This is a genomic window from Paenibacillus sp. P36, assembly GCF_045866505.1.
Classification (GTDB): domain Bacteria; phylum Bacillota; class Bacilli; order Paenibacillales; family NBRC-103111; genus Paenibacillus_E; species Paenibacillus_E chondroitinus.
In genome coordinates, this window is record NZ_AP038372.1 from 238,582 (window position 1) to 260,846 (window position 22,265).

At 48.1% G+C, this 22,265-nt stretch carries 12 protein-coding genes; all 12 read left to right on the plus strand.

All coding sequences use genetic code 11. From position 1 onward, the window contains the following. Positions 1-123: 123 nt before the first annotated feature. The 12 genes from ACKTT9_RS01060 (at position 124) to ACKTT9_RS01115 (ending at position 22,181) form a co-directional block, all read left to right on the plus strand. Positions 124-1,830, plus strand: coding sequence for an oligosaccharide flippase family protein (locus ACKTT9_RS01060; protein WP_407870186.1), 1,707 nt, complete (start codon positions 124-126; stop codon positions 1,828-1,830). Positions 1,831-2,119: 289 nt separating this feature from the next. Continuing rightward, positions 2,120-3,637 (plus strand): nucleoside triphosphate pyrophosphohydrolase, encoded by a 1,518-nt coding sequence (gene mazG, locus ACKTT9_RS01065; RefSeq protein ID WP_407870187.1) that lies wholly within the window; start codon positions 2,120-2,122, stop codon positions 3,635-3,637. Positions 3,638-3,805: 168 nt separating this feature from the next. Beyond that, positions 3,806-4,078: an HU family DNA-binding protein gene (locus tag ACKTT9_RS01070; protein ID WP_029197991.1), complete on the plus strand. Its 273-nt coding sequence runs from the start codon at positions 3,806-3,808 to the stop codon at positions 4,076-4,078. Beyond that, entirely contained in the window at positions 4,078-4,341 is a 264-nt protein-coding gene (locus tag ACKTT9_RS01075; RefSeq protein ID WP_127457143.1) for an RNA-binding S4 domain-containing protein, read from the plus strand. Before ACKTT9_RS01070 ends, ACKTT9_RS01075 begins: the two co-directional genes overlap by 1 nt. A gap of 118 nt (positions 4,342-4,459) precedes the next feature. Then, positions 4,460-4,747: a sporulation protein YabP gene (gene yabP, locus ACKTT9_RS01080; RefSeq protein WP_157324487.1), complete on the plus strand. Its 288-nt coding sequence runs from the start codon at positions 4,460-4,462 to the stop codon at positions 4,745-4,747. Further along, positions 4,744-5,319, plus strand: coding sequence for a spore cortex biosynthesis protein YabQ (yabQ, locus tag ACKTT9_RS01085; protein ID WP_407870188.1), 576 nt, complete (start codon positions 4,744-4,746; stop codon positions 5,317-5,319). The genes yabP and yabQ overlap by 4 nt, the downstream gene beginning before the upstream one ends. Before the next feature lie 15 nt (positions 5,320-5,334). Beyond that, on the plus strand, positions 5,335-5,655 hold the full coding sequence (locus tag ACKTT9_RS01090; RefSeq protein WP_127457146.1) for a septum formation initiator family protein: 321 nt from the start codon (positions 5,335-5,337) through the stop codon (positions 5,653-5,655). Between the two features lie 105 nt (positions 5,656-5,760). After that, positions 5,761-6,351 carry a S1 domain-containing RNA-binding protein gene (locus tag ACKTT9_RS01095; RefSeq protein WP_157324483.1) on the plus strand — a complete coding sequence of 197 codons (591 nt, stop codon included), beginning with the start codon at positions 5,761-5,763 and terminating at the stop codon, positions 6,349-6,351. A 350-nt stretch (positions 6,352-6,701) separates the two neighbouring features. Next, positions 6,702-9,194, plus strand: a complete 2,493-nt coding sequence (gene spoIIE, locus ACKTT9_RS01100; RefSeq protein ID WP_407870189.1) for a stage II sporulation protein E — start codon at positions 6,702-6,704, stop codon at positions 9,192-9,194. A 93-nt stretch (positions 9,195-9,287) separates the two neighbouring features. Then, on the plus strand, positions 9,288-10,037 hold the full coding sequence (locus tag ACKTT9_RS01105; RefSeq protein ID WP_407870190.1) for a class D sortase: 750 nt from the start codon (positions 9,288-9,290) through the stop codon (positions 10,035-10,037). A 183-nt stretch (positions 10,038-10,220) separates the two neighbouring features. After that, positions 10,221-13,619, plus strand: coding sequence for a collagen binding domain-containing protein (locus ACKTT9_RS01110; RefSeq protein WP_407870191.1), 3,399 nt, complete (start codon positions 10,221-10,223; stop codon positions 13,617-13,619). Positions 13,620-13,946: 327 nt separating this feature from the next. Beyond that, entirely contained in the window at positions 13,947-22,181 is an 8,235-nt protein-coding gene (locus tag ACKTT9_RS01115; RefSeq protein ID WP_407870192.1) for an S-layer homology domain-containing protein, read from the plus strand. Positions 22,182-22,265: the final 84 nt, after the last annotated feature.

Here is a 22,265-nt window from a genome sequence, read left to right on the forward strand (position 1 = left end):
ATAAAACACAAAGGCTTCCTTACTGAGGTGATGTTCATCTGTAAGAGAAGCTTTTTTTGTCTGCATAGAGCTATTTCGTTATAATACATGTATAGGTATCACATCAGGCAGAGGAGAAATAGGATGGGGGAGACCGGCAAGGGGCATCACATGGATCGCGAAGAGCTCCATCACAATGCCGGAAAACAGGGGACAGCCAAGCTGTTAAAAGGGGCTGCGGTTCTGGGTGCGGCGGCAGTGCTGTCCAAATTACTTGGCACATTGCAAAAAATACCGCTGCAAAATGTAGCGGGAGATGCCGCTTTTGGTATCTATAATGCGGTTTATCCGCTTTATATTTTGATTTTATTTGCGGCTACGGCAGGATTTCCTGTCGCTGTTTCCAAGTTTGTGGCGGAGAGTGTCATTCACGGCGATCATCGTGAGGCGAAACGCATCGCCCGCATATCGGGAACAGTACTGCTAGGCAGCGGTATCGTTTTGTTCGTGCTGCTTTATCTTGGAGCGGGCGAGATTGCCGGTTGGATTGGGATTCAGCAGACGGAGAAGGCGATTCGAAGTGTCTCTTTTGCACTGCTTTTGGCTCCGACACTGGCGGTGCTGCGCGGTTATTTTCAGGGGTATCAAAACATGCTGCCAACCGCGGTCTCACAAGTCATGGAGCAGCTGATTCGGGTTATTACGATGGTAGCTTTACTGCTTTATTTGGTGGCACTTGCTTATGATGAGGAGTGGATTGCGGCAGGAGCAACTTTCGGTTCCGTTACCGGTGCAGCGGCAGGGCTAGTGGTTATGTATGTGTATTGGCGAAAAGCGATGAGGAATCTGAGTGATTCGGAGGAGCAGGAGGATGGAGGCAGTCCTAAATTTCAGCCCCTGTCCACTCGGCAGTGGGTGAGGCGGATTGCAGCTTATGCGATTCCTGTCTGCTTAGGAGCGATCGTAGTGCCGCTTCTGACTTTGGTCGACACGTTTACGATGCCACGGCTGCTTGAAGCTTCGCAAGGCAGCGAGCTTGAAGCGATGCGGCAGTTTGGCTTGTATAACCGCGGCTTGCCGCTCGTCCAGCTTGTTGTGATGGTGGCTTCCTCGATGTCCGCTGTCCTCGTTCCTGCGATGGCGGATGCGAAGGCAAGAGGGCTGACCGATGTCATGCGCTCTCGCGCGGAAATGTCCATCCGGCTCTCCTGGCTTATTGGGCTGGGCGCCTCGTTTGGACTCGCATTTGCCGCGGTGCCGATCAATATCATGCTGTATAAAAACAGCGAAGCAAGCCTAACGATGGCCGTGCTGGCGTTCACGGCCTTGTTCAGCACGCTGAACGCGGTCTCCGCCAGCGTGCTGCAGGGGGCCGGCGCGATTCACACGCCGGCGCAGGCCTTGCTCGTTGCCATCGTGCTGAAAGCACTTGGCAACGTCGTGCTCATGCCCCGCTGGGGCATCGAAGGCGCCGCGCTCAGCGCGGTCATCGCCTACGCCGCTGCGGCGGGGCTGAATCTGGTGCAGCTGCGCCGCTGCACCGGGGCGCGCTTCGCGCTGCGGCCGTACGTCATCGCACCCACGCTGGGCGTGGTGGCGATGGGCGTCTGCCTCGCAGCGCTGCAGCTGCTGGCCATGCCCGCTGTGGCGGCATGGCACGTGCCTGAGCGATTGAGCGCGAGCGCAATCGCTTTGGTTGGGGTAGCCGGCGGCGCGGCCGTCTACGGGCTTGCACTGCTGCGCAGCGGCAGCATCAGCCGCGAGGAGCTGCGGCTGATGCCGGAGCTGGACCGGAAGCTGGCGCCGGTCCTGGCTCGGATCTGGCCGGCGGGGCGTTCGGCCGGCCGGTAGGGCCTTGGCTTGTGAGCCTGTATTGATGAGCTGAAGCCTAATCCTTGCTGTATGTTGCACAACATACAATGATTTTGCCCTTAAAAAGCAGCTCGGTGCTCCTATATTGTATTTTGTGCAACGATTTGAGCAAAATGGCTGCATGTTATGGAGAAGCGCTTCAAATGGTTGTACTTTCTACAATATAGATAGCTTGTTTACTTGAAAAATGACGAAATGCTTGCACAACATACAACATAGCTTGCAGGCTTGCTCTCAAATAACAAACATATTTCAGGAGGTGCCATCCATGTCAACTCAAGCTCAGATAACCGTCGTCGGACTCGGAACGGGAGACGAAGACCAGCTCACACTCGGCGTCTGGAAAAAGCTCCAAAGTGCAGCAAAATCACAAGCCGCGCTCTATTTGCGCACGGAAGACCATCCGATGGTCCGTATGTTGGACAGCAACCAAATCCCTTACCAAACTTTCGACGCCAATTATGTGGCTCATCAAAGTTTTGAAGGGGTTTATGAATCTATAGCGGAAGCACTTATTCAATCTGCCAAAGATTCATCCACTGAGGTCATCTATGCTGTTCCCGGTCACCCTATGGTGGCGGAATACACGGTACAGCTTTTGAAGCAGCGGTGTCCGGATGAAGGGATCTCGCTACAAGTCATGGGGGGAGAAAGCTTTCTGGATCAGGCATTTTTACGCTTTGGCTTTGATCCGATCGATGGATTTCAATTGCTTGATGCGACCAGTCTCAGCCGCTATGCGCTAAATCCGCAGATGCATACAATTATCGGGCAGGTCTATGATACCTACACCGCGTCAGACCTCAAGATTTCTCTCATGGATACATACCCGGATGAATATCGCGTTGTTGTGGGCCACTCCCTGGGTGTGGCGGGTGCCGAGCAGATCATTGAAGTGCCGCTGCATGAGCTGGATCATGTGAAAGGTTACGGAAATTTATCGCTAGTTTGGGTGCCGAAAAGCGAGGAGGATGAGGTCCGCTATCGCACTTTTGGCCGATTGCATGAAATCGTGCAAATTCTTCGGAGTCCAGAGGGCTGTCCTTGGGATCGCGAGCAGACGCATGCCAGCCTCCGCAAAAATCTCATAGAAGAAGCTTACGAAGTGCTGGAAACGATCGATGAAGATGATCCTGAGCACATGTGCGAAGAATTGGGAGATTTGCTGCTGCAAGTTATGCTCCATGCCCAGATGGAAGAGGAGATCGGGACTTTCACTGTGTATGACGTGATTGCTACGCTAAATGAGAAGCTCATTCGCCGCCATCCGCACGTATTCGGGAACAACAAAGCGGAAGATGCCGATGAGGCGCTTGTGAACTGGAATGCGATGAAGGCCGAAGAGAAGCGGAAGAAAGGCATCGACATGACGAAGCAATCGGTCCTGGACGGCATTCCACGGGAGTTGCCGGGGCTCATGAAGGCTTTGAAGCTGCAGAAGAAGGCGGCTACTGTCGGCTTTGATTGGTCTGAGCTGCGAGAGGTGCTTGAAAAGCTGGATGAAGAGCTGGTCGAACTGCGTGAGGCTATCGACGATACGTCGGAAGAAGCGGCTCAAGATCGGCTTGAGGAGCTTGGGGATGTGCTTTTTTCTATTGTAAATGTTGCTAGATTCCTCAAAATTGATCCGGAAGAAGCTATTGCGCACACAAATCGCAAATTTATTCAAAGATTTTCATATATTGAAGATCAGCTACGTTTAAAAGGGCTTTCTTTTGAACAAACTGGGTTATCAGAGATGGAAAATTATTGGCAGGAAGCAAAAAAAGTTACAAAACTTCGCTAGTAATAGAAGGAATTTGACGAAAAAAGAAGAATACTAAGTTTGGTGTAAGGTTGAATATGGAAATTTACTAGTAGGGATATTTGAACATCGTTCAAAGTCTCTCAGCTTTGCGAATTTTGGTACATAGAAGACATGATCTTCAACTATTTTTGGGAGGTAACAAATCACATGAACAAAACGGATTTAATCAACAACATTGCAGAAAAAAGCGGACTAACTAAGAAAGACGTAGAAGTTGTACTTAACGGATTCCTTGGTGAAGTTACAGACGCTCTTTCATCCGGAGATAAAGTTCAATTAATCGGTTTCGGAACTTTCGAAACTCGCAAACGTTCCGGTCGTACAGGCCGCAACCCACAAACTGGTAACCCAATCGTGATCGCGGAATCCAATGTTCCAGCTTTCAAAGCGGGTAACAAGCTTAAAGACGCTGTAAAATAATGCGAATTGACAAGTTTTTAAAAGTATCTCGACTGATTAAGCGCCGAACCGTAGCGAAGGATGTGTCCGACCAAGGGCGTGTCTGGATTAACGGCAGAGATGCCAAGGCGAGTACGCAAGTGAAAGTCGGCGACGAATTAGCTATTCAATTTGGTCAGAAAAAGGTGACGATTCGCGTAGAGCTCCTGTCGGAGTCGACCCGCAAGGAAGACGCTGCGAAGATGTACACGCTGGTCAAGGAAGAGGCTTATCAGTCCGAGTAACACGATATAACACCGAATAGTCCAGGATTCCCGGATGAGGGATCTTGGGCTTTTTTTTTGGTTCTAAAATAGGACATCCTCCCATATCGTAATGATAGATGAAGGAGGGGTACAGGCCATGATGGAACCCGTTAAAAATACGAACAAACGGCAAGAAATCAAAATGCTGAATCGCAAGCTCTTGGAGATCTCCGGAGTTTTGAACGTAGAGAGCTTTGACAGCGAAGAGTTCCTCCTTGAAACGGAAATGGGCTACCTGATGATTAAGGGGCAGAATTTGCACATTAAGAATTTGAGTTTGGAGCAGGGGTTAGTCGCCATTGAAGGACTTATTCAAGAATTATCGTATGTGGATGGAAATACCCAGGAGAAATCCAAGGGGTTTCTTGGTAAATTATTCAAGTGACGCTGAACGTTCAATTCCACACAATCTTCATGATGTTTTTGAGCGGGGTTGCCATTAGCGCGATGTTTGATGTGTTTCGTGTGCTTTCCGGTAAGCTCAGGCTGCCGCGATGGACGATTCCGCTCGTTGATACGGTGTATTGGATTGTGGCGACAATCCTCGTGTTCCGACTGTTGATTTACAGCAATGAAGGACAAGTTCGTATGTTTATTTTTCTGGGAATGGGGATCGGTATTTGCTTTTATTTCGCCTTCCTCAGCCGGGTAGTGGTTCATCTGACGCTGTTTCTCATCCGAGTTGTCATTGCGATTTACAAGTTTATTGCAAAAACCGTCGAAATTCTTATCATTAAACCGATCATTGGCTTATATCGTCTAACTGTGATAATTTTGGGCTTTTTGCTTGCTGTAGCTATATTCCTTTACAGAATTGTGCTACAATTGCTTTATCCTTTGTGGAGATTACTCCTCTGGATGACTCGGCCTGTGCATAAATATTTCGTGATCCCTGATTGGTTGAAGAAACTGACGGGCAAGATCGTAACGTTATATCGCAGGTTATTCTCAAAGTAGGAGGAATTCCTATACATGCAGGCTCAAGCAACCGCACCAAACAAGCGCAGCAGTAGTGTAGGCTCAAAGCGAAGACTGCGTTTTCTGATGATCTTTGTTCTCTGTTTTATGAGTTGGGCTGCTGTTAACATTTGGGGGCAGTTCGCTAAGCTTCACGAGAAGAGAAATGCCGTGGCGAATATGGAGCAACAGCTCGTTGATGCGAAGAAGATCAAGGAGCAGACGCAGAAGGAAATCAGTAGGCTTCATAATGATGAATACTTGGATCAAATTATTCGCCGGGATTTTCACTATAGCAAAACGGGAGAGACGCCACTTAGTGTCTCGAAGCAATAAAAGGACTGAAGAAGGGGCGAATGCCGTGTTGACCGTGGTTTCTGCATCGGTTATAATCGGCGTAGCCAGTGTTTTCAACATTTTAAGGGAGGAACATTTTACTTTATGGCAATTGAAGTTGGCACCAAGTTAGAGGGTAGAGTGACGGGGATTACTCACTTTGGAGCATTCGTCGAGCTTGCTGAAGGAGTTACCGGTCTTGTTCACATTTCAGAGATCGCAGACAATTATGTGAAAGACGTTAATGACCATTTAAAGCTGGAAGACAAAGTATTGGTCAAAGTGATTAACGTGGACAAGGATGGCAAGATCGGACTGTCGATCAAGCAAACGATTGACAAGCCAGTTGAGGAAAGACCAGCTCGTCCTGAACGTACAGGTGGCAGCAGCTATCAAGGACGCCCGAGCGGAGATCGTCCAGGCGGCTTCCAAGGTGGTCGTCCAAGCAGTGGCGGAGAACGCAGTGGTCCTCCTAGTGGTGGCCCAGGCGGCGGTCGTCCAGGCGGCGGTGGCTTCAATCGTGGCGGCGGCGGTGGTGGCGGTCGCGGCGGCTTTAACAAGCAGCAAGGCGGAGCTAGACCGTTCTCGTTCGAAGATAAAGTATCTCGTTTCCTTAAAGATAGTGAAGAGCGGATTTCGTCTCTGAAGAAGAACACCGAGTCCAAACGCGGTGGTCGAGGCGGAAGAAGAGACTAATAGATGCTTATAATAGAACCACATTTCGCTTAGGCGGATGTGGTTTTTTTATTTTTCGTTGGTTTCTGTGGAATTACCAATTATTACAATTCATCGTATGGTCAATTCCAATCGACATGGAGTTACGGGTATCTCCCCCATCTGCATGGCGAAAGTTCGGGAGGATCAGACTTTTGGATACGCTTTCAGTTAAATAAAGCGAGACGCGGCAAGGGCTGGGGGCGGGTGACACGGCTGGCGCGGCTTGTCGGAAATTTCTTTGAATCTATCAACTCATTCTGACAAACTTTCTGCTAGATTGTCTCTATACTAGAGAAACAAATAAGGGAAGAATGGATGGTGTTCAAAGCATGCAAAGAAGAAGCCTAGGAGCGGCGATTAGCGGTGGATGGTCAGGAATTTGGCAAAGAGCGAAAACAGGTGCTCACAGTGCGGCAGTGGAAAATCGTTTTGTTCAAGCTTTTGTAGCTAAGAAGTGGTCTTTTCTCCTCATCGTTATGGCATTCCTTCTTGGACGTGCGATGATCCTCGAACAGCTATCTCCGTTTGCTTTAGCCTTTATTGCAGTTATCTATTTTACGAGGAGAGACATTTTACATTGGGTAGGTATTGCGGCATTTGCCGGAAGCTTACTGTCCATCAATTCAAATACTGGATATCTCGTTACGGAGATTATCGTTTTCCTGCTCATTCAGAAAGCGCTTGAGAAGTTTGAGCGTTCAGAGCTTTCACTCGCTCCGCTGCTCGTTTTTAGCTCAACCTTCCTGGTTCAGCTTTTTGCAGAGTTGGTCGTATCAAACTTAAGCTGGTATTCCCTGATGATGCTGTCCGTAGAGGCGCTGCTTAGTCTAGTGCTGACACTGATTTTCATACAAGCCATTCCGGTATTCACACTTACCCGTAAAAACTATCATTTGAAACATGAGGAAATCATCTGCTTAATTATTTTGTTGGCCTCCGTTATGACAGGGACGGTGAGCTGGGTAATGGGGCCTGTCACCGTGGAGCACGTACTCTCCCGATACTTGATTCTGCTATTTGCATTGGTAGGCGGAGCGCCTTTTGGAGCCTCGGTTGGCGTTATCACAGGGCTTATCTTAAGTCTTGCGAATAGCAACGCTATCTATCAAATGAGCTTGCTTGCCTTCTCCGGGATGTTGGCCGGACTGCTTAAGGAAGGGAACCGGCTCGCGGTTGCTTTCGGTATGCTGCTGGGATCTTCGATTTTATCGTTCTATATAGGTTCGAGTGCCGATATGATTAATTCCGCGTGGGAATCGCTTGCGGCCGTTACGCTGTTTCTCCTTACGCCGAGGAGCCTGATTCTTACGCTTGCCAAATATGTGCCTGGCACGCAGGAGAATCTCAAATCGCAGCAGGACTATGCGAAGCGGGTTCGCGATGTGACGGCCAGCCGTGTGGAACAGTTCTCGGAAGTGTTCCGGCAGCTGTCGCGCAGCTTTAAACAATTAACGACGGATGATGCGGTCAGCCGTAAGGAGGAGGAAGTTGGGCATTTCATGAATGCCGTTGCACAGAAAACATGTGAATCCTGCTGGAAGAAGAGCCAGTGCTGGGATCAGAAATTTTACCAAACGTATACGTTTATGACGGATATGATGACCAATATTGAGACAAAGGAGAATATGACGAAGAAGCAAATACCTGCAGAATGGAAGAAGGTGTGTAATAAGACGGATCAGGTGCTCGATGTGATGAAGCAGCAATATAGCTTGTACAAGAATGATATGCATTGGAAAAAACAAATTATGGATAGCCGCCATCTCGTAGCAGATCAGCTATCTGGCGTCTCGCAGGTCATGGAGGACCTGGCGAAGGAAATTAAACGTGAAGGGCAGGAGTTGTTCCTTCAGGAGGAGCAAATTCGCAATGCGCTGGAGGAGTTGGGCCTATCGATTCATACGATCGACATTATTTCCTTAGATGAAGGAAATATTGAAATTGAAATCATTCATCAATACACGAAGGGCTTCGATGAATGCCGGAAAATCATTGCGCCGCTGCTGAGCGAAATTATCGGCGAAAATGTCGCCGTGATGCGCGAAGAGATGCATGAGCGTGGCGAAGGCTACAGCACGGTCGTATTCGGCTCTGCCAAAGAATACGTGGTCGAGACCGGGGTCGCCGGCGCAGCCAAAGGGGGCGACCTTTTCTCGGGCGACAGCTTCTCCACGGTGGAGCTGGGCAATGGCAAGTATGCCGTTGCGCTTAGCGACGGCATGGGCAACGGCGAGCGGGCGCGGGCCGAGAGTCAGACCGCCCTTAGCATCCTGCAGCAACTGCTGCAGTCCGGGATGGACGAGAAGCTGGCGATCAAGTCGCTGAACTCGGTGTTGATGCTCCGTTCCTCCGATGAGATGTATGCAACGGTGGATATGGCTTTGATTGATATGTACAACGCCAATACGACGTTCATGAAAATTGGCTCCATACCGAGCTTTATTAAGCGAGGGAACGAGGTGATCTCCATCTCCGCCAATAATCTGCCTGTGGGCATTTTAAGCGAGATCGATGTCGATCTGGTTTCTATCCCTCTCCAATCGGGAGATATTCTCGTCATGATGACCGATGGGATCTATGATGCGCCTGGCCATGCGGTGAATAAGGAGATGTGGATGAAGCGCATGATCCATGAAATTGACACGACTTTGCCGCAAGAGTTCGCGGATTGTTTGCTGGAGCGAATTTTCCGCCATCATCATGGCGAAATTCAGGATGACATGACGGTCGTTGTCGCTCGTGTAGAGAAGCGGCAGCCGGAGTGGGCGACATTCCGCTGGCCAGGGATTACGCGCATGGAGCGTCCGAAAACGGTCAGCTAGCTAGAAAATGAAGCCGTAACAGCTCATTTGCTGTTGCGGTTTTAGTGTGGGAAAATAAGGGTATTACAGGATTTATGAGAAAGGCGGTATGGCATGTTCAGGAAAGTGCTTTCTCTCGCATGCATCATCTTCGGGGTCTTGATTTTTCTATATCCAGCCTTGAATGACCGGTACGAGAGTTATCAGCAGCAAAAGATTATGAATCAATGGCAGGAAAGTTTGCAGATCATGGATCAGATCCCGCCGGAGGAGAGTGAGAGCGCACAAACTGAGGGTGTGGATACACTCATAGGAAAAGTCGAGACAACAGGCAGCTTGGGTGCTATGGGCCCAGTGGATACCGCTGGATCTGTTGATTCGGCTGCTACTAATCCCCCTAGTGTAAAGCCAGTGCAGCCTTTGGATTTGCAAGCTGCGCCGAAACCGACACCGCTGCCCAAGAACGTGGAGGGTGTGCTGCGGATCGAAAAAATCAATTTGAAACTTCCAATCTTGACGGACGCAACCGTAAAGAATTTGAAGGTTTCCGTTGCAAGTATAGCTAATACGGGAAAACCGGGTGGGGTGGGCAACTATGCGATAGCTGGCCATAGAAATTTGACCTATGGGAAAAATTTTAACCGATTAGATGAAGTTGACCTTGGCGACATCATTCAAGTCGAGACAGGGAGCAAACAGTTCAAATACATCGTGGAGGATAAGCAATATGTCCTTCCTACAGATGTTTCGGTCTTAAAGGGCAATGGTAAAGATAAGGAAATAACCTTAATTACCTGTGACCCTATGGATAATCCGACGCACCGTTTAATTATTAAAGGGAAAATTGTAGAATCATCGGACTAGGTGGATTTTGCTCTCACTTTAGTCCGATGAGAAACAGTTATGACGTATACAATACAAAATGTATCATATAATAGCTATATTGATACGTTATGTATTGTATAGTGCGGTATTTTCTGATACATTTTGTATCAAAGGCGAATTAAGTTTTTTGGGTCCACATATGGATAGGAATGGAGGGAATTTATGAAGATGTTGAAGAAGGAATTGAAGCTGTTGCTCGTCATTTTGTTAGTCTTCATGCAGTGCTTGTATGCAGTCGGCGTTTCAACCAAAGCAAGCGCGACTGAAATCTCCAATACAGATAACATCTTGGAGAACGTGACGATGGCTGTTTACGACAGTGCAGGACAAGTCGTGACGGGAAACGTCTACGATCAGGGAGCTAGAGTAAGGCTGGACTATATCTGGTCTTTGCCGGACGGTCATAGTTACCGGGCAGGCGACACCTATACGTTTATGCTGCCAGCACAATTTTTGTTATTTAATAACGTGGGTGGGACTTTGACTACCGGTGACGATCAAGTTGGAACCTTTCAAGTGAACAAGGACAGCCGCCAAGTCATCATTACATTTAACAACTTCATTGAGAGCCATGATAATGTGAGAGGGACCCTCACGATCAATACCCAGTTTAATAAAAGCCAAATAACTGGCTCGACAACGCAAATTATTACGATCCCGATTCAATCGGGAGAAGAGGTTTTTACCCTCATTTTCAGGCCGGATGTTCCTTCTACCATAAGTAAAGCAGGTGTGGCTAACGGTTTTAATGCGAAGCAAATTGATTGGACCGTTGATGTGAACAAGTCGATGGACTCCATTCAACAAGCGGTCGTAAAAGATCCTATTCCTGCGGGGTTGGCTGTTCCTGTTTCCGTTGCGGTTTATTCTCTGGACGTAAAATTGGATGGCACTATGATTTTGGGAGAGCTGTTGGATAGCAGCCAGTATACAGTAAGCACGGATGACAGCATTCTTGCCGTTCATTTTGCTGATAACCCAATTACTCATGCATACAGGATACAATTCGCTACGGCAATTACGGACTCAACCAAGTCATCGTTTGTGAACACGGCAACATTGTCTGGCAGCAACAAGACACCGGTTCAAGCAACTGCAACTGTTGAAGTCAAACATGGAAGTGTGCTTAAGAAGATCGCAACTGACTACGCGACAGGGACGCAGACGATAAGTTGGGCAATTCAGTATAATTATAATGAGGGGAATATCCCGCAATCGGCAGCCTGGTTATCCGACCTATTCAATGAGTCCCAAGAGTTAATAGCCGAATCTTTTCAAATATTCCCAGTCACCTTTAATGGGGTAGGCGGCGAAGTGTTGGGTAGTGTAGTGCCTTCTACTGAGTATACTTTGACGCCGCAGACGGCTGAGGGTAAGAAGGGATTTAAGCTGCAGTTTCTTCAAGATATTTCATCTGCTTATAAAGTAATCTATAAAACGAAGGCAAGTAAGCCTGTTCTGGACAATAGTTCCGTAACTAACACCGTTACTTCCGGTGGTGGAAGCAGTGATACTGTTGTTAAGCCGATTAATCAGGTGGTACTTGTCAAAAGTGACGGGCATATCGATTATAATACTAAAATAGTTGAATGGAATATTGCGATTAATGGGGACAGCCAGCAAATGAGCCATGTGGTTGTAACGGATACATTCCCTTACAAGGGTCTTCGCCTTCTTCCAGATACCTTTAAAGTCAAGCAAGGCGCAGGAGTGCTAGATCCATCTGAATATACATTAGACGACTCTGTAGCTCCTGAGGATGGCTTTATTGTAAGATTCAAGAATCCGTTAACCGGACCGGTAACCATTAATTACAAAACAGCATTTAATCTAGATTGGATTCAACCTGCAGGAATCAAAACAGACTTTTATAATACAGCTCAGATGGCCTGGTTGGATCGTTGGGAAAATGAGCAAACCAAGACAGTGACGGATATTTTTTATACAAGGGACGAAGTCAAGAATAATGGTTTCAAAAACGGCACCTATGACGCTGCGCACAAGCAGATTACTTGGACAGTAGGGGTCAACTATAATAGTAAGCCCATTGAGCAAGCTGTCGTTGAGGATCTCTTGGAGTCAAATCAAAAGTTCGATGCAGTCACGCTTGCTGTTTATAAGATGGTCATTGCTCCAAATGGGACCACAACATTAGGCAGTGTAGTAGATACTTCTGAGTACGAGTATCAAATTGACGCAGCTAATAAATTAAAACTCTCGTTCAAACAACCTATATTAGGACCGTATTCCATCGTCTTCAAAACGAGTCTGGACGGACAGCTAATTAACAGTGCCACAGTAAACAACACAGCCAAACTATTCGATGCGAGTAAACCTGTGTCGAATGATCTGAAAGCGACCGTCAACATTCCACACGGAGGCGAGTACATCAGCAAGAAAGGGTTACAAAGCGGCGACAAGATTAATTGGACGATAACGATTAATCAAGGACAGTCAACTTTGAATGATGCTTTATTAATCGATACGCCTACGGTAAATCAATTACTGCTGCTTGATACGTTCCATCTGTTTAAAACAATAGTAGATGTGAATGGCAACGTAACGAAAGGAGCAGAGTTAACCAAGGACGTCGACTATACCTTGGTAATTGAAACGGATGCAAGCGGCAAACAAACGTTCCGCCTGCATTTCGTGAATCCTATTAGCTCCGCCTATATTTTGGAGTACCAATCGCTCATCGCGGCAAATGATAAGGATACTGTTTCCAATAAGGTTATCCTGAGTGGTAACAATGTAACGACAGTGACCAAGGAAACCGTGCAGGATATCATCGTTGGCGTTTCAAGCGGTTCTGGCACAGGCAGTGGTGTAAGAGGCTCGCTCTCCGTGAAGAAGGTGGATGCTTCGAATTACACCGTATTGCTCAGTGGAGCAACCTTCGACTTGTACCGGAAGTCTGACAGGGCATTGGATCGGATTGGTACAATGACCACAAATGAAAATGGAGTTGCTAACTTTACCGGCCTGTTGAAGGGTAACTATGTAGTGAAGGAGAGTGCAGCGCCTGCTGGGTATGCTTTGGATGCGGATAAGGAATATCCGGTATCCTTGAACTCGGGTGAGAACTATTCAATCACGGTAACCAATACGAAGTCTACCGTGCCATCTAACCCGCCTACTAGTACGCCAACGGATTCGCCGTCTAGTACGCCGTCTAATCCACCATCCAGCACGCCAACGAATCCGCCAAAACACGATTCATCATCGAATGATCCGGATCCGACTCCGAGTGCTTCAACATCACCGAAGCCAAGTACGTCGCCTGCTCCGTCCGGTTCGCCAAGTCCGGGTCTGAGCACAAGCCCGAGTCCGAGTCCAAGCTTAAGCCCAAGCCCAAGTCCTGGTTTGTCGCCGAGTCCGACGCCTGCTCAATCAAATGGGTCTGCGCCTTCGCTCAGTCCACAGCCAACGACGTTGGACGGTCTCCAGCCGGAGACACTCCCGGTGACCGGCGAGTCCAGTCACACGGCAGTGAAATTATCCGGTTTGGCGCTCATTCTTCTAGGCTTCCTCTTACGGAGAAAATGGCGTAAAAATTAAAGTTAATGCCAAGCCTTAACAGCTCATTCGCTGTTAGGGCTTTTTTTTGCTTTATTGTGATAAATTATGACATATTTCTTGCAATAATTAGGAATTAGGTCCTATATTTCCTTGCAAGTAGGACTATAATCATGGTTAACTATAAATAGATTCTTTACAGTTAAAAAAAATGGGGTGAGGGATGGCAATAGGTTGTATGGAAAGTCGTTAATGTTGGGTTTACAGAACGGGAAGATCAAGTGTTTGAGCTGAGGAAAAACTGAGCAATCGTGCATCTAAGATGAGCGAACATTATTCAGGTTGCGACAATTATAGTGGAGGTAAATCATGCTGCGTTATCGGAAGAAAATTGCCATTCTGATGTCGCTGATGCTGGTCATCCAGTTAATTGGCGGTATGCTTGGCGCGGTGCAGGCTGCACCATCTTATGCATTTGATGGAACTAAGCTCGATGAGTTTAGTGTAACTGGGTATGATTCAGATCCTAATGATCCGAATGGACTACAAAAGAAAGAATTATCGGAAGCTGTACTAGGGCGCGATACGGAAATTTTGGTCCATGCCCATAATAAAACTCCGGGAACAATGGCCTTCAACGTTGGCGTTGAAGTTGTACTGCCGGACGGTCTTGAACTGGCATCGGATATGAGTCCCAGTACGGTAGTAACAGATGGCGCAACAGGAACCATTACAGCTTTCTGGAAAGATATCAAAGATATCGCTGCTGGGGAAAGCTTCGATTTTCCTGTGAAAATCAAAGCCTCTAATAACTACAGGAAAGCAAACAGCGGCGGTTTGGTTCCGTTTGGAACTATGTTGACGCCTACGGTTCGGTTATATGCGAGCAGTGATCCCCGCAAGTTATACTATGACGCTGCGCTGCCTACCAAGACGTGGAGCAAATCCATTAAGGTCACGCCTTTTTCCATCCGACTTATCAATGATGTGAAAAATGTGAAGGGGGCAGGACCTGATGATGCACCTCCTGCAGGAGGCTCAGAGTGGGGAGAGCTTCCTTACAAGATCGAAATGGTTAACAATGCACGGTCATCTACAACGTTCACACTCTTTAAAGAGACAACGGATGCGGCTGTGGAGCACTACGGTTTTACAGGCCAAACCGGAACGCCGACACAAACGGTTACCAGCGGGGTGCGCACCATTAACTGGACGCTTCCAGCGCTAACAGTGGCAGGCGAGGACGGGAAAGGCAAGAAAACGTTTAGTTATCAGGCGGCTTTTTTGAATAAAGACGCAGGTAATCAAATCATGACGCATGGCACACAGAAGGACGATAAGTTTGACTATTCAGCTACTGTGGACGGTCAAACCTTCACAGGGTCTGTGACACAGAAGGTGACGGCTAGAGATATCGTGATTTATAAAGGTGTACAGAAGAAGGCAGGTTCTTCTTCAGCAGGAAGCGAGGTCGGATACGGAGACAGGCTTGTATACACGCTGCGTGTCAAAGTCAATGAGTACGTTCCTGTGACAGGGATCACCGTTGAAGATACGCTGGGTGACGGGCAGGACTTTGTCGATAGTTCGGCAGTAGTTAAGGATGCAACCGGTGCAACGATATCCCGTGATTTCTCGAAATCGGCTTCAGCGGATGGAACTACAGCCTTAACGTGGACGCTAGGCGATATGAACTACGCAAGTGCCACGGATCGTGAATTCACAATTACTTATGAAGCCACCGTTCGGTCGACTTGGAAGGTTGCTAAATCCGGTGGAAGCAATGTAGTTGCAGCGGACGTTCTCGTCAACAGGGCTGAGGTAAGCGGTGTATCTGTTTCGTCAGGAACGGTTACCGATTCCGATTCAACGGACATTCACGTGACGACGCCTAGTGTTAGTGAAAAAATCGTTAGAGTGAACGATGGAACTACCGTGGGAGGCCAGCCGGTCAATGAGCTGAAGCAAGCGGTAACCGTAGGTGATACAGCTAGCTTTAAAGTGGCTTACGACGCTGTGGGACTGCCGGCGAAACAGCACAAAGTCAAGCTTTATGACTATCTGCCTCTCGGCACGATGTATGAAGGCTCACTTAGCACTTATCAAATTAATGGAATAACGCCTACATACGAAGATGATATGCAAGCTCTCGTGTGGGATTTTGGCAACACGGATCTAGTCGAGGGTCAGGTTAACCAACTGACCACAGAATTAAAAGTGCGGATTCAAAACGATACCAGCTACGTCACCAAGGATAAAGGAGCTAAAAACTTAGTCGTCCTTACCTACGAGAACTCAGAAGGTATCGTTGAAAGCAAGCGTAAGGAAGTTGAATTAGCTTATGTAGAGCCAGACGTGAGCATGGCGCGTACAGTGAGTAAAACGACGGACCTTCACGGGAATGAATCCGTTACAATTACAATCAAGCTAACGAACAATGGATCGACACCGGCCTATCATGTCAAGCTAACGGATAAGTTAGCGGATGGCTTGCAGGACTTGCCGGAAAGTGAGGACTATACGCAGACCGACACTTCGATCAAATTCAATGAAATTCCTTCCATACAACCAGGCACAACCAATTCGGTTACGTTGACTTACACAGTTCAGCTAATTGATCCAATCGGCGCGAGCAGAGATATTGTGCTGAAAGATGCGACGTGGACCTACTATGGGCAAAGCGATACTTCGGAAGAAGTCATCAATCGCCCTTACACCGGGCAAGAGACGACGACGACCACGCTAACAACAGCCGGACCGACGATTACGAAGACTGTTGAGGATACCTCGGGTACGAAAACTTCCTTGAAGCCTGGAGATTGGGTAGTTTACAAGGTGGAAGTGAAAGTGCCGGACCACAACGTGGCTTATTCACCATCGGTCGAAATTGAAATACCAAGCAATGAAGATTATGTTGCGACGTATACAGGGTATAATTCAGAAACACATACGGGGACGGGTTCGCAAACTGTCGATACGTCAACAGCGGGCTACATTAAACTTGCTGGAATGGCGGAGACGCCGGGTGCGACGTATACGTATTATGTTAAAACCACGGTTAAGAAGATTAATGCCGGTACATCAGTAAATGATACGTCTGGCGCTACCTTCAAATGGAAGGCAGAAGCATCCGCAACAGCAAAGAAAAGCTTATCCGTTCAGAACACAGAAAAGCCTACGGTGACCATTAAAGCACCGCAGCTGGAAATCACCTTAAGTCCTGCTACTACATCTATGAAAGCAGGCGATACCCAAGCCTACACTGTCAAGGTGAAGAACAAGGGGCTGAACCCGGCCTATACCTTTACGCCAACAGTAACGCTGCCTGCAGGATTTAGTTTTGTTTCTGGAGACGGGACGGCAACTGGGGTCACGATGACGTTCCCGCAAGAGACGACACTTGCTAATAATGCTGAGATAACATACGGATTCACTGCCCGTCTTGACAACGTCAAGGGGTCAGGATCAACGCAAAGCATTTTAGCTTCCACTGGAGACTACTACAGTCTGCCTGATAGTGGCGGCGCCAAGTATGATTACGTGGCAGGTTCAGCTACCGTTGATGTTCCGCGCGTCACGATTACGAATGTTATTACGGCAACGAGCAGTGGCGACATCACCAAGATTCGTCCAGGAGATTCCGTAGACTACAAAGTCGAAGTGACAATACCTGACGGGACGATAGCGTACGACGTTGTTGTCGAAGATGTAGTCGACTCACTCGGAAGCAACTTTACTTTAACGAACAATCCTAATAATTTTACAATTGCAGGAAACAAGCTCACCAAAGTTTTAACTAATTCGGAGACGGATGCCTCACTAGGGGCTAAAGTCATCACATACACCTTTCAAGCACGAGCAAAAGCAGGTGTTTTCGACTCTACTGAAGTAGTTCCGTATAAAACTACGGCTGTAGCCAAGTGGAATAAGCAAAACGGCTCCGACCCAGCCCAAACGGCTGATGCAGTAACGAGCATTGCTATTATGCAGCCGAAATTGACCATAGCTCCGGTAGCAATTACCGATACGAAGTTTTCCAAAACCAACACCGAGATCACGGTTGAGTTTGAACTGAGTAACGTCGGGAACGCGACAGCATACAAGCCTTCCGTGGAAGTCAAGCTGCCAAGCGAACTGAACGTGAAGCCAGGCTCGATTTCGGATGGCGGATCCCTTAGCGGTGGCGACACGCTTACATGGTCTGCGCTCTCTGATCTAGCTGTAAGCAGTAAGAAGAAAGTGACCTTCATAGTCACTACGAAGCCAGAAGTTTTACCGGGGACAACGGGTATTACGATCAACGGTAAAATAACCGGATACGAGTCCCGGGAAACAACTCCGGTTGCCATTTACACGCCTGTAGTGTCCTTGCCGCAGGTACTCTCTGTAGATGTGTTGACGGTATCGGCTTCAATCAAAGAATCAACGAACAACAGCACGACGACAGTGCGTCCTGGGGATGAAGTGACCTATCTCCTGAATTTGGATCAGCCGCTTAATACGACCTCGTATCATGTAAATCTTGATTCGCTGTCAGGGCTTGTCCAACAGGAAATCATTTCGGTAGGTAAAATCGTTGGCGGCTCTGTCACTGATATTCCGAAAGTTGGAGATAAGTATCCGCTTGGGTCTATCACAGGGGATGCCAGTCCAACGGACCCGTCCGCGCAGTATCAAATTGTTACAAGGTTGAAAACGGATGGACCGACGGGCGGCTACTTCGCACAGTTCACGCCGAAGCTTGACTATCAGACAGCGGCTGTTGAAGGCGCGCCTCGAACCATATCGGCCGAGATGCTGTCCGTGAACGTCGTGCAACCCGACATTTCCCTGCTGTTAAGCAGCATCAAACCGGCTCGTCCGGATGGTTCCGTTCCGTTCGATACGGCGAGTGAAGAGCTTCTCTTCACCATGAAGCTGACGAATAACGGGCAAAGTACCGCGTTCAACCCGTTTACGACGATCCAGCTTCCAATGGGCGTTCATATCAGCTGGGCAGATCCTAGGGCTACAGTAAGCGGATCTACCTATAGCTTGACTTGGGAGAGTACGCCGATTCAGCCTGGCAGCAACAGCGAATTACAATTCAAAGTACAGGCGGATAACGCTACCGTGGTTAGCTCGGTATATAGCGTCAAGTATACCTTGAACGAATACTACTCTCTCCCTTCGAAGGGCGGGAAGAAGTATGATGAGCTGAGTTCGAACTTAATCAACGCCATTGTACTTGGGCAGCACACGTTGAATACAGCTCCGGATCAAAGTGTGAAGGCCGGACAAACGGCAACGTTCCCGCACATCGTGACGAATACTGGAGCCGGTGTAGATCTCTTTAAGCTTGAAGTGAACACACCATTTACTACGGATGTGATCGTTAATGGCCAAGTGGCAGCCACGTGGGCATTCGATCAAGGCCAATGGAAATGGACCTACATCTCTCCGGATGTGAATCAAGGCGGCGTCCCAGGCTTCATGTTGAATGCAGGACAGCAGCAGGCGTTGCAGCTAGTCGTTCATGTTCCGGAAGGCACTCCGTATGACAACGATCATCCGTATCTGATCGGCCTCAAGGCATCTGCCGCCGAGAGCGGAAAAGAAGAGAGCATTCAAGATAAGCTATACGTTGTTGGGGATCCGATTGACGGATGGGCGGGTAGTCAGCCGCGTTCGCCATGGACAGAGCCGGTGCTTGCACCAGGGGATCCATTGAAGCTTTCAGCTGTTAGCTCTAACGATGTGCAGCGAGTGGAAGCTGTTTATATCCATGGCTCCCATTCCGAAGTCATTCAATTCGTGCTGACGAATCCGGAAACATACATCACAGATGGCCATAAAGAATGGAAAAACGTGCTGACACGGTTACCGGACGATATTCTGGGTAATCAGACTTCAGAGTCGTTCAAATTAACCTTCAAAGGTTATGATGCGGCAATCGGTGGTCATGACATCCAGACAGATGCACCTAACGGCGCATTTGGCGGCAATAATGGTTTTACGGTGAAAAATGCGATTGAAATTCTTGGTACCATTACAGTTGCAGGAGAACACCGGCCAATCGCCGGCGCTACTGTTACCTTGTACAAGGAAGATGCCAATCATGTGGAAATCGCAAAAACAACAACGGATGCTAACGGTGGCTACAATTTCGGACAACGTCCGGCAGCACGTTATAGCATCGTGGTACAAGCTGAGAATTACGCAGAAGCAAGCAAAACGTTCTATGCGATACCGGGCACAGTTGGAAGCAACCAAGTTATCGTAGACGCCGAGCTTAGCCAATATCGCTTAGTCTTAACAGCTGATCCTAGCAGCATTGTCGGCGATGGGCAGTCCACGACTGTTTTAACGGCAATTGTATTGGATCAAGCGGGTCAGCCGCTTTCGAATGTTCAAGTGAACTTCACTGCTCCAATCGGTACTTTCGTTGGTGGCTCATCGGCTGTCACGAATGAAAAAGGTGAAGCAAAAGTAACGTTCAAGTCTGCCGTCATCGAGGGCATCATCTCCGAGCGGTTCCCGATTCAGGCAGTTGCTGACGACAGTCCGCGCGATCTCCATGCCAAAGCACAAATTATCATGACGTTTGAACCGGCTAGCATTGTCGGAATTGTTACTGAGATGATCGATGGCGTTGTAACACCGGTTAATGGAGCTCATGTTGTCATTACGGCTAATTTTGACGGGAATCCCGGCGTCGACTTTACTGGCGATGCTTACACGGTTACGAAAGATACGTACCAAGGCTATTACAAAATCGCGATCCCTCGCGGAGGCGTCGATTATCAAATGCAAATTACGAAGCCTGTTCAAATCGGCGGGCAAACCCAACTTATCACCTACACACAAACGATAACGGCAGGTGTGGTTTCCGGTACAGGACATGAAGAATTTATGCCTTCCAAAGGGGCCAGCGGTCTTATTGCAGTAGGTAACGACAATCAGAGTGTCGGTGTGTTTCCTGCGGACATGACGAACAAAATGAGAGTTCGCTTGTTGGATGGCTCGAATCATGAAATTTCGAATGCTCCGCTTCAAGCCAACGGAACGTTCAGTATGAACGGCCTGACGCAAGGCGAATACAAGATGGAAATTAGCTACGAAGTAGAGCCGGGCGTATTCATTGTGTTGAATGAGAACGCGCAAGGAGAACTGTCGAAGCTAAAAATCAGCAGCGATGGTGAACTGAACATTGCGCTTGAGCTAATTGACCCTTACGGCAAAGTTACAGATGCTAATACGGGGGAAGTAATCGAAGATGCGCACGTTGAGTTGTACTATGCAGATACGCCTAGAAATGAAATTAATGGAAAAACCAAACACACTATGGTACCACTTCCTGTTCTCACAGGCTTTGCGCCAAACGATAACAAGAACCCACAAAATACAGATGCAGCCGGAGATTACGCGTACATGGTCTTCCCGACATCGGATTATTACATCCGAGTTACGAAACCGGGATATGTGACGTATATCAGCCCGACGATATCCGTAGAATATGCAATCGTTAAGCACGATTTGCAAATGCAGCGGGAATCAACATCAGACAAAGGCAATGGCGGCTCTGTCGGAGGCAGTATTGTTCTGCCGGGGCAAACAGACTTGTCCGTTCATTTATTTTCGGACAAAGCCAATTATGGTGAAGGACAAGAAATCACGTTTACGGTTGAATACAGCAACAAAACAGGTACATTAGCGCAGGGAGTTAACGTTAGCGCACAAATTCCAACCTACACGACGGTCGCTGACGCAGCAGGCGGATCCGTGAACGGAAATACGATCACGTGGGCGATCGGTGATTTGGCCGCGAATGGAAAAGGGTCGTTGACCTACAAAGTGAAAGTGTTGTCCAACGCTCTTCCTAAAGCGGAACAAAACGTAACGAACGAAGCATCGATTTCAAGTAAGACAACGCTCGTACATCTGGAAGACGACAAGTCTATACTTCAAGTGATGTTGTTCTCGAACCGCTATGAGAATAGCAAGCACACCAGATATATCATGGGATACCCTGATCTGGAGTTCAAACCGCTGCGCAATATTACCCGCGCTGAAGTTGCGGCGATTTTCGCAAGGATCATGGATCTGCGCAGTACAGTGAAAGGGGAAGTACTCTACCCGGATGTGCCAATCGCTTATTGGGGCAGCGAGTACATTGAGGCTGCTACGAGAGCCGGCCTATTTGGCGGGTACGAGGATCGATCGTTCCGGCCGGATACCGCGATTACGCGTGCTGAGCTATCGGCTGTCATAGCCCGTTACCTGAACCTGAAAGCAGATGCATCCAACAATCTTCATTTCAATGATATTTCTGCGCACTGGGCGAAGAATGAGATCGAGGAGATTTACCGTTATCACATCATTAACGGATATCCGGACGGCTCCTTCCAACCGGGGCAAGCGATGATTCGCGCAGAAGCTGTGACGATGATTAATCGTCTTCTGCACCGCGGTCCGTTGAAAAACGCCAGTCAGTCTTTCCCTGACGTCTCCCCGTCTTATTGGGGCTTCGAGCAAGTAGAGGAAAGCGCCAATACGCACGAGTATAAACGCAATGAAGACGGCTCGGAAACATTAACCAAGTTGATACCTGAGCCACTCTGGTAATGAAAATAGAGGCAGGAGCCCCTCGGGGTATCCTGCTTCTTTTCTTTCTATTCCAGGTGATTAGAGCCTCTCGAAAATGGAAAA

What these genes read in the sequence shown, in the direction of transcription:
- ACKTT9_RS01060 (WP_407870186.1), top strand. Translation starts at nt 124, where the DNA reads ATGGGGGAGACCGGCAAGGGGCATCACATGGATCGCGAAGAGCTCCAT.
- mazG (WP_407870187.1), top strand. Translation starts at nt 2,120, where the DNA reads ATGTCAACTCAAGCTCAGATAACCGTCGTCGGACTCGGAACGGGAGAC.
- ACKTT9_RS01070 (WP_029197991.1), top strand. Translation starts at nt 3,806, where the DNA reads ATGAACAAAACGGATTTAATCAACAACATTGCAGAAAAAAGCGGACTA.
- ACKTT9_RS01075 (WP_127457143.1), top strand. Translation starts at nt 4,078, where the DNA reads ATGCGAATTGACAAGTTTTTAAAAGTATCTCGACTGATTAAGCGCCGA.
- yabP (WP_157324487.1), top strand. Translation starts at nt 4,460, where the DNA reads ATGATGGAACCCGTTAAAAATACGAACAAACGGCAAGAAATCAAAATG.
- ACKTT9_RS01090 (WP_127457146.1), top strand. Translation starts at nt 5,335, where the DNA reads ATGCAGGCTCAAGCAACCGCACCAAACAAGCGCAGCAGTAGTGTAGGC.
- ACKTT9_RS01095 (WP_157324483.1), top strand. Translation starts at nt 5,761, where the DNA reads ATGGCAATTGAAGTTGGCACCAAGTTAGAGGGTAGAGTGACGGGGATT.
- spoIIE (WP_407870189.1), top strand. Translation starts at nt 6,702, where the DNA reads ATGCAAAGAAGAAGCCTAGGAGCGGCGATTAGCGGTGGATGGTCAGGA.
- ACKTT9_RS01105 (WP_407870190.1), top strand. Translation starts at nt 9,288, where the DNA reads ATGTTCAGGAAAGTGCTTTCTCTCGCATGCATCATCTTCGGGGTCTTG.
- ACKTT9_RS01110 (WP_407870191.1), top strand. Translation starts at nt 10,221, where the DNA reads ATGAAGATGTTGAAGAAGGAATTGAAGCTGTTGCTCGTCATTTTGTTA.
- ACKTT9_RS01115 (WP_407870192.1), top strand. Translation starts at nt 13,947, where the DNA reads ATGCTGCGTTATCGGAAGAAAATTGCCATTCTGATGTCGCTGATGCTG.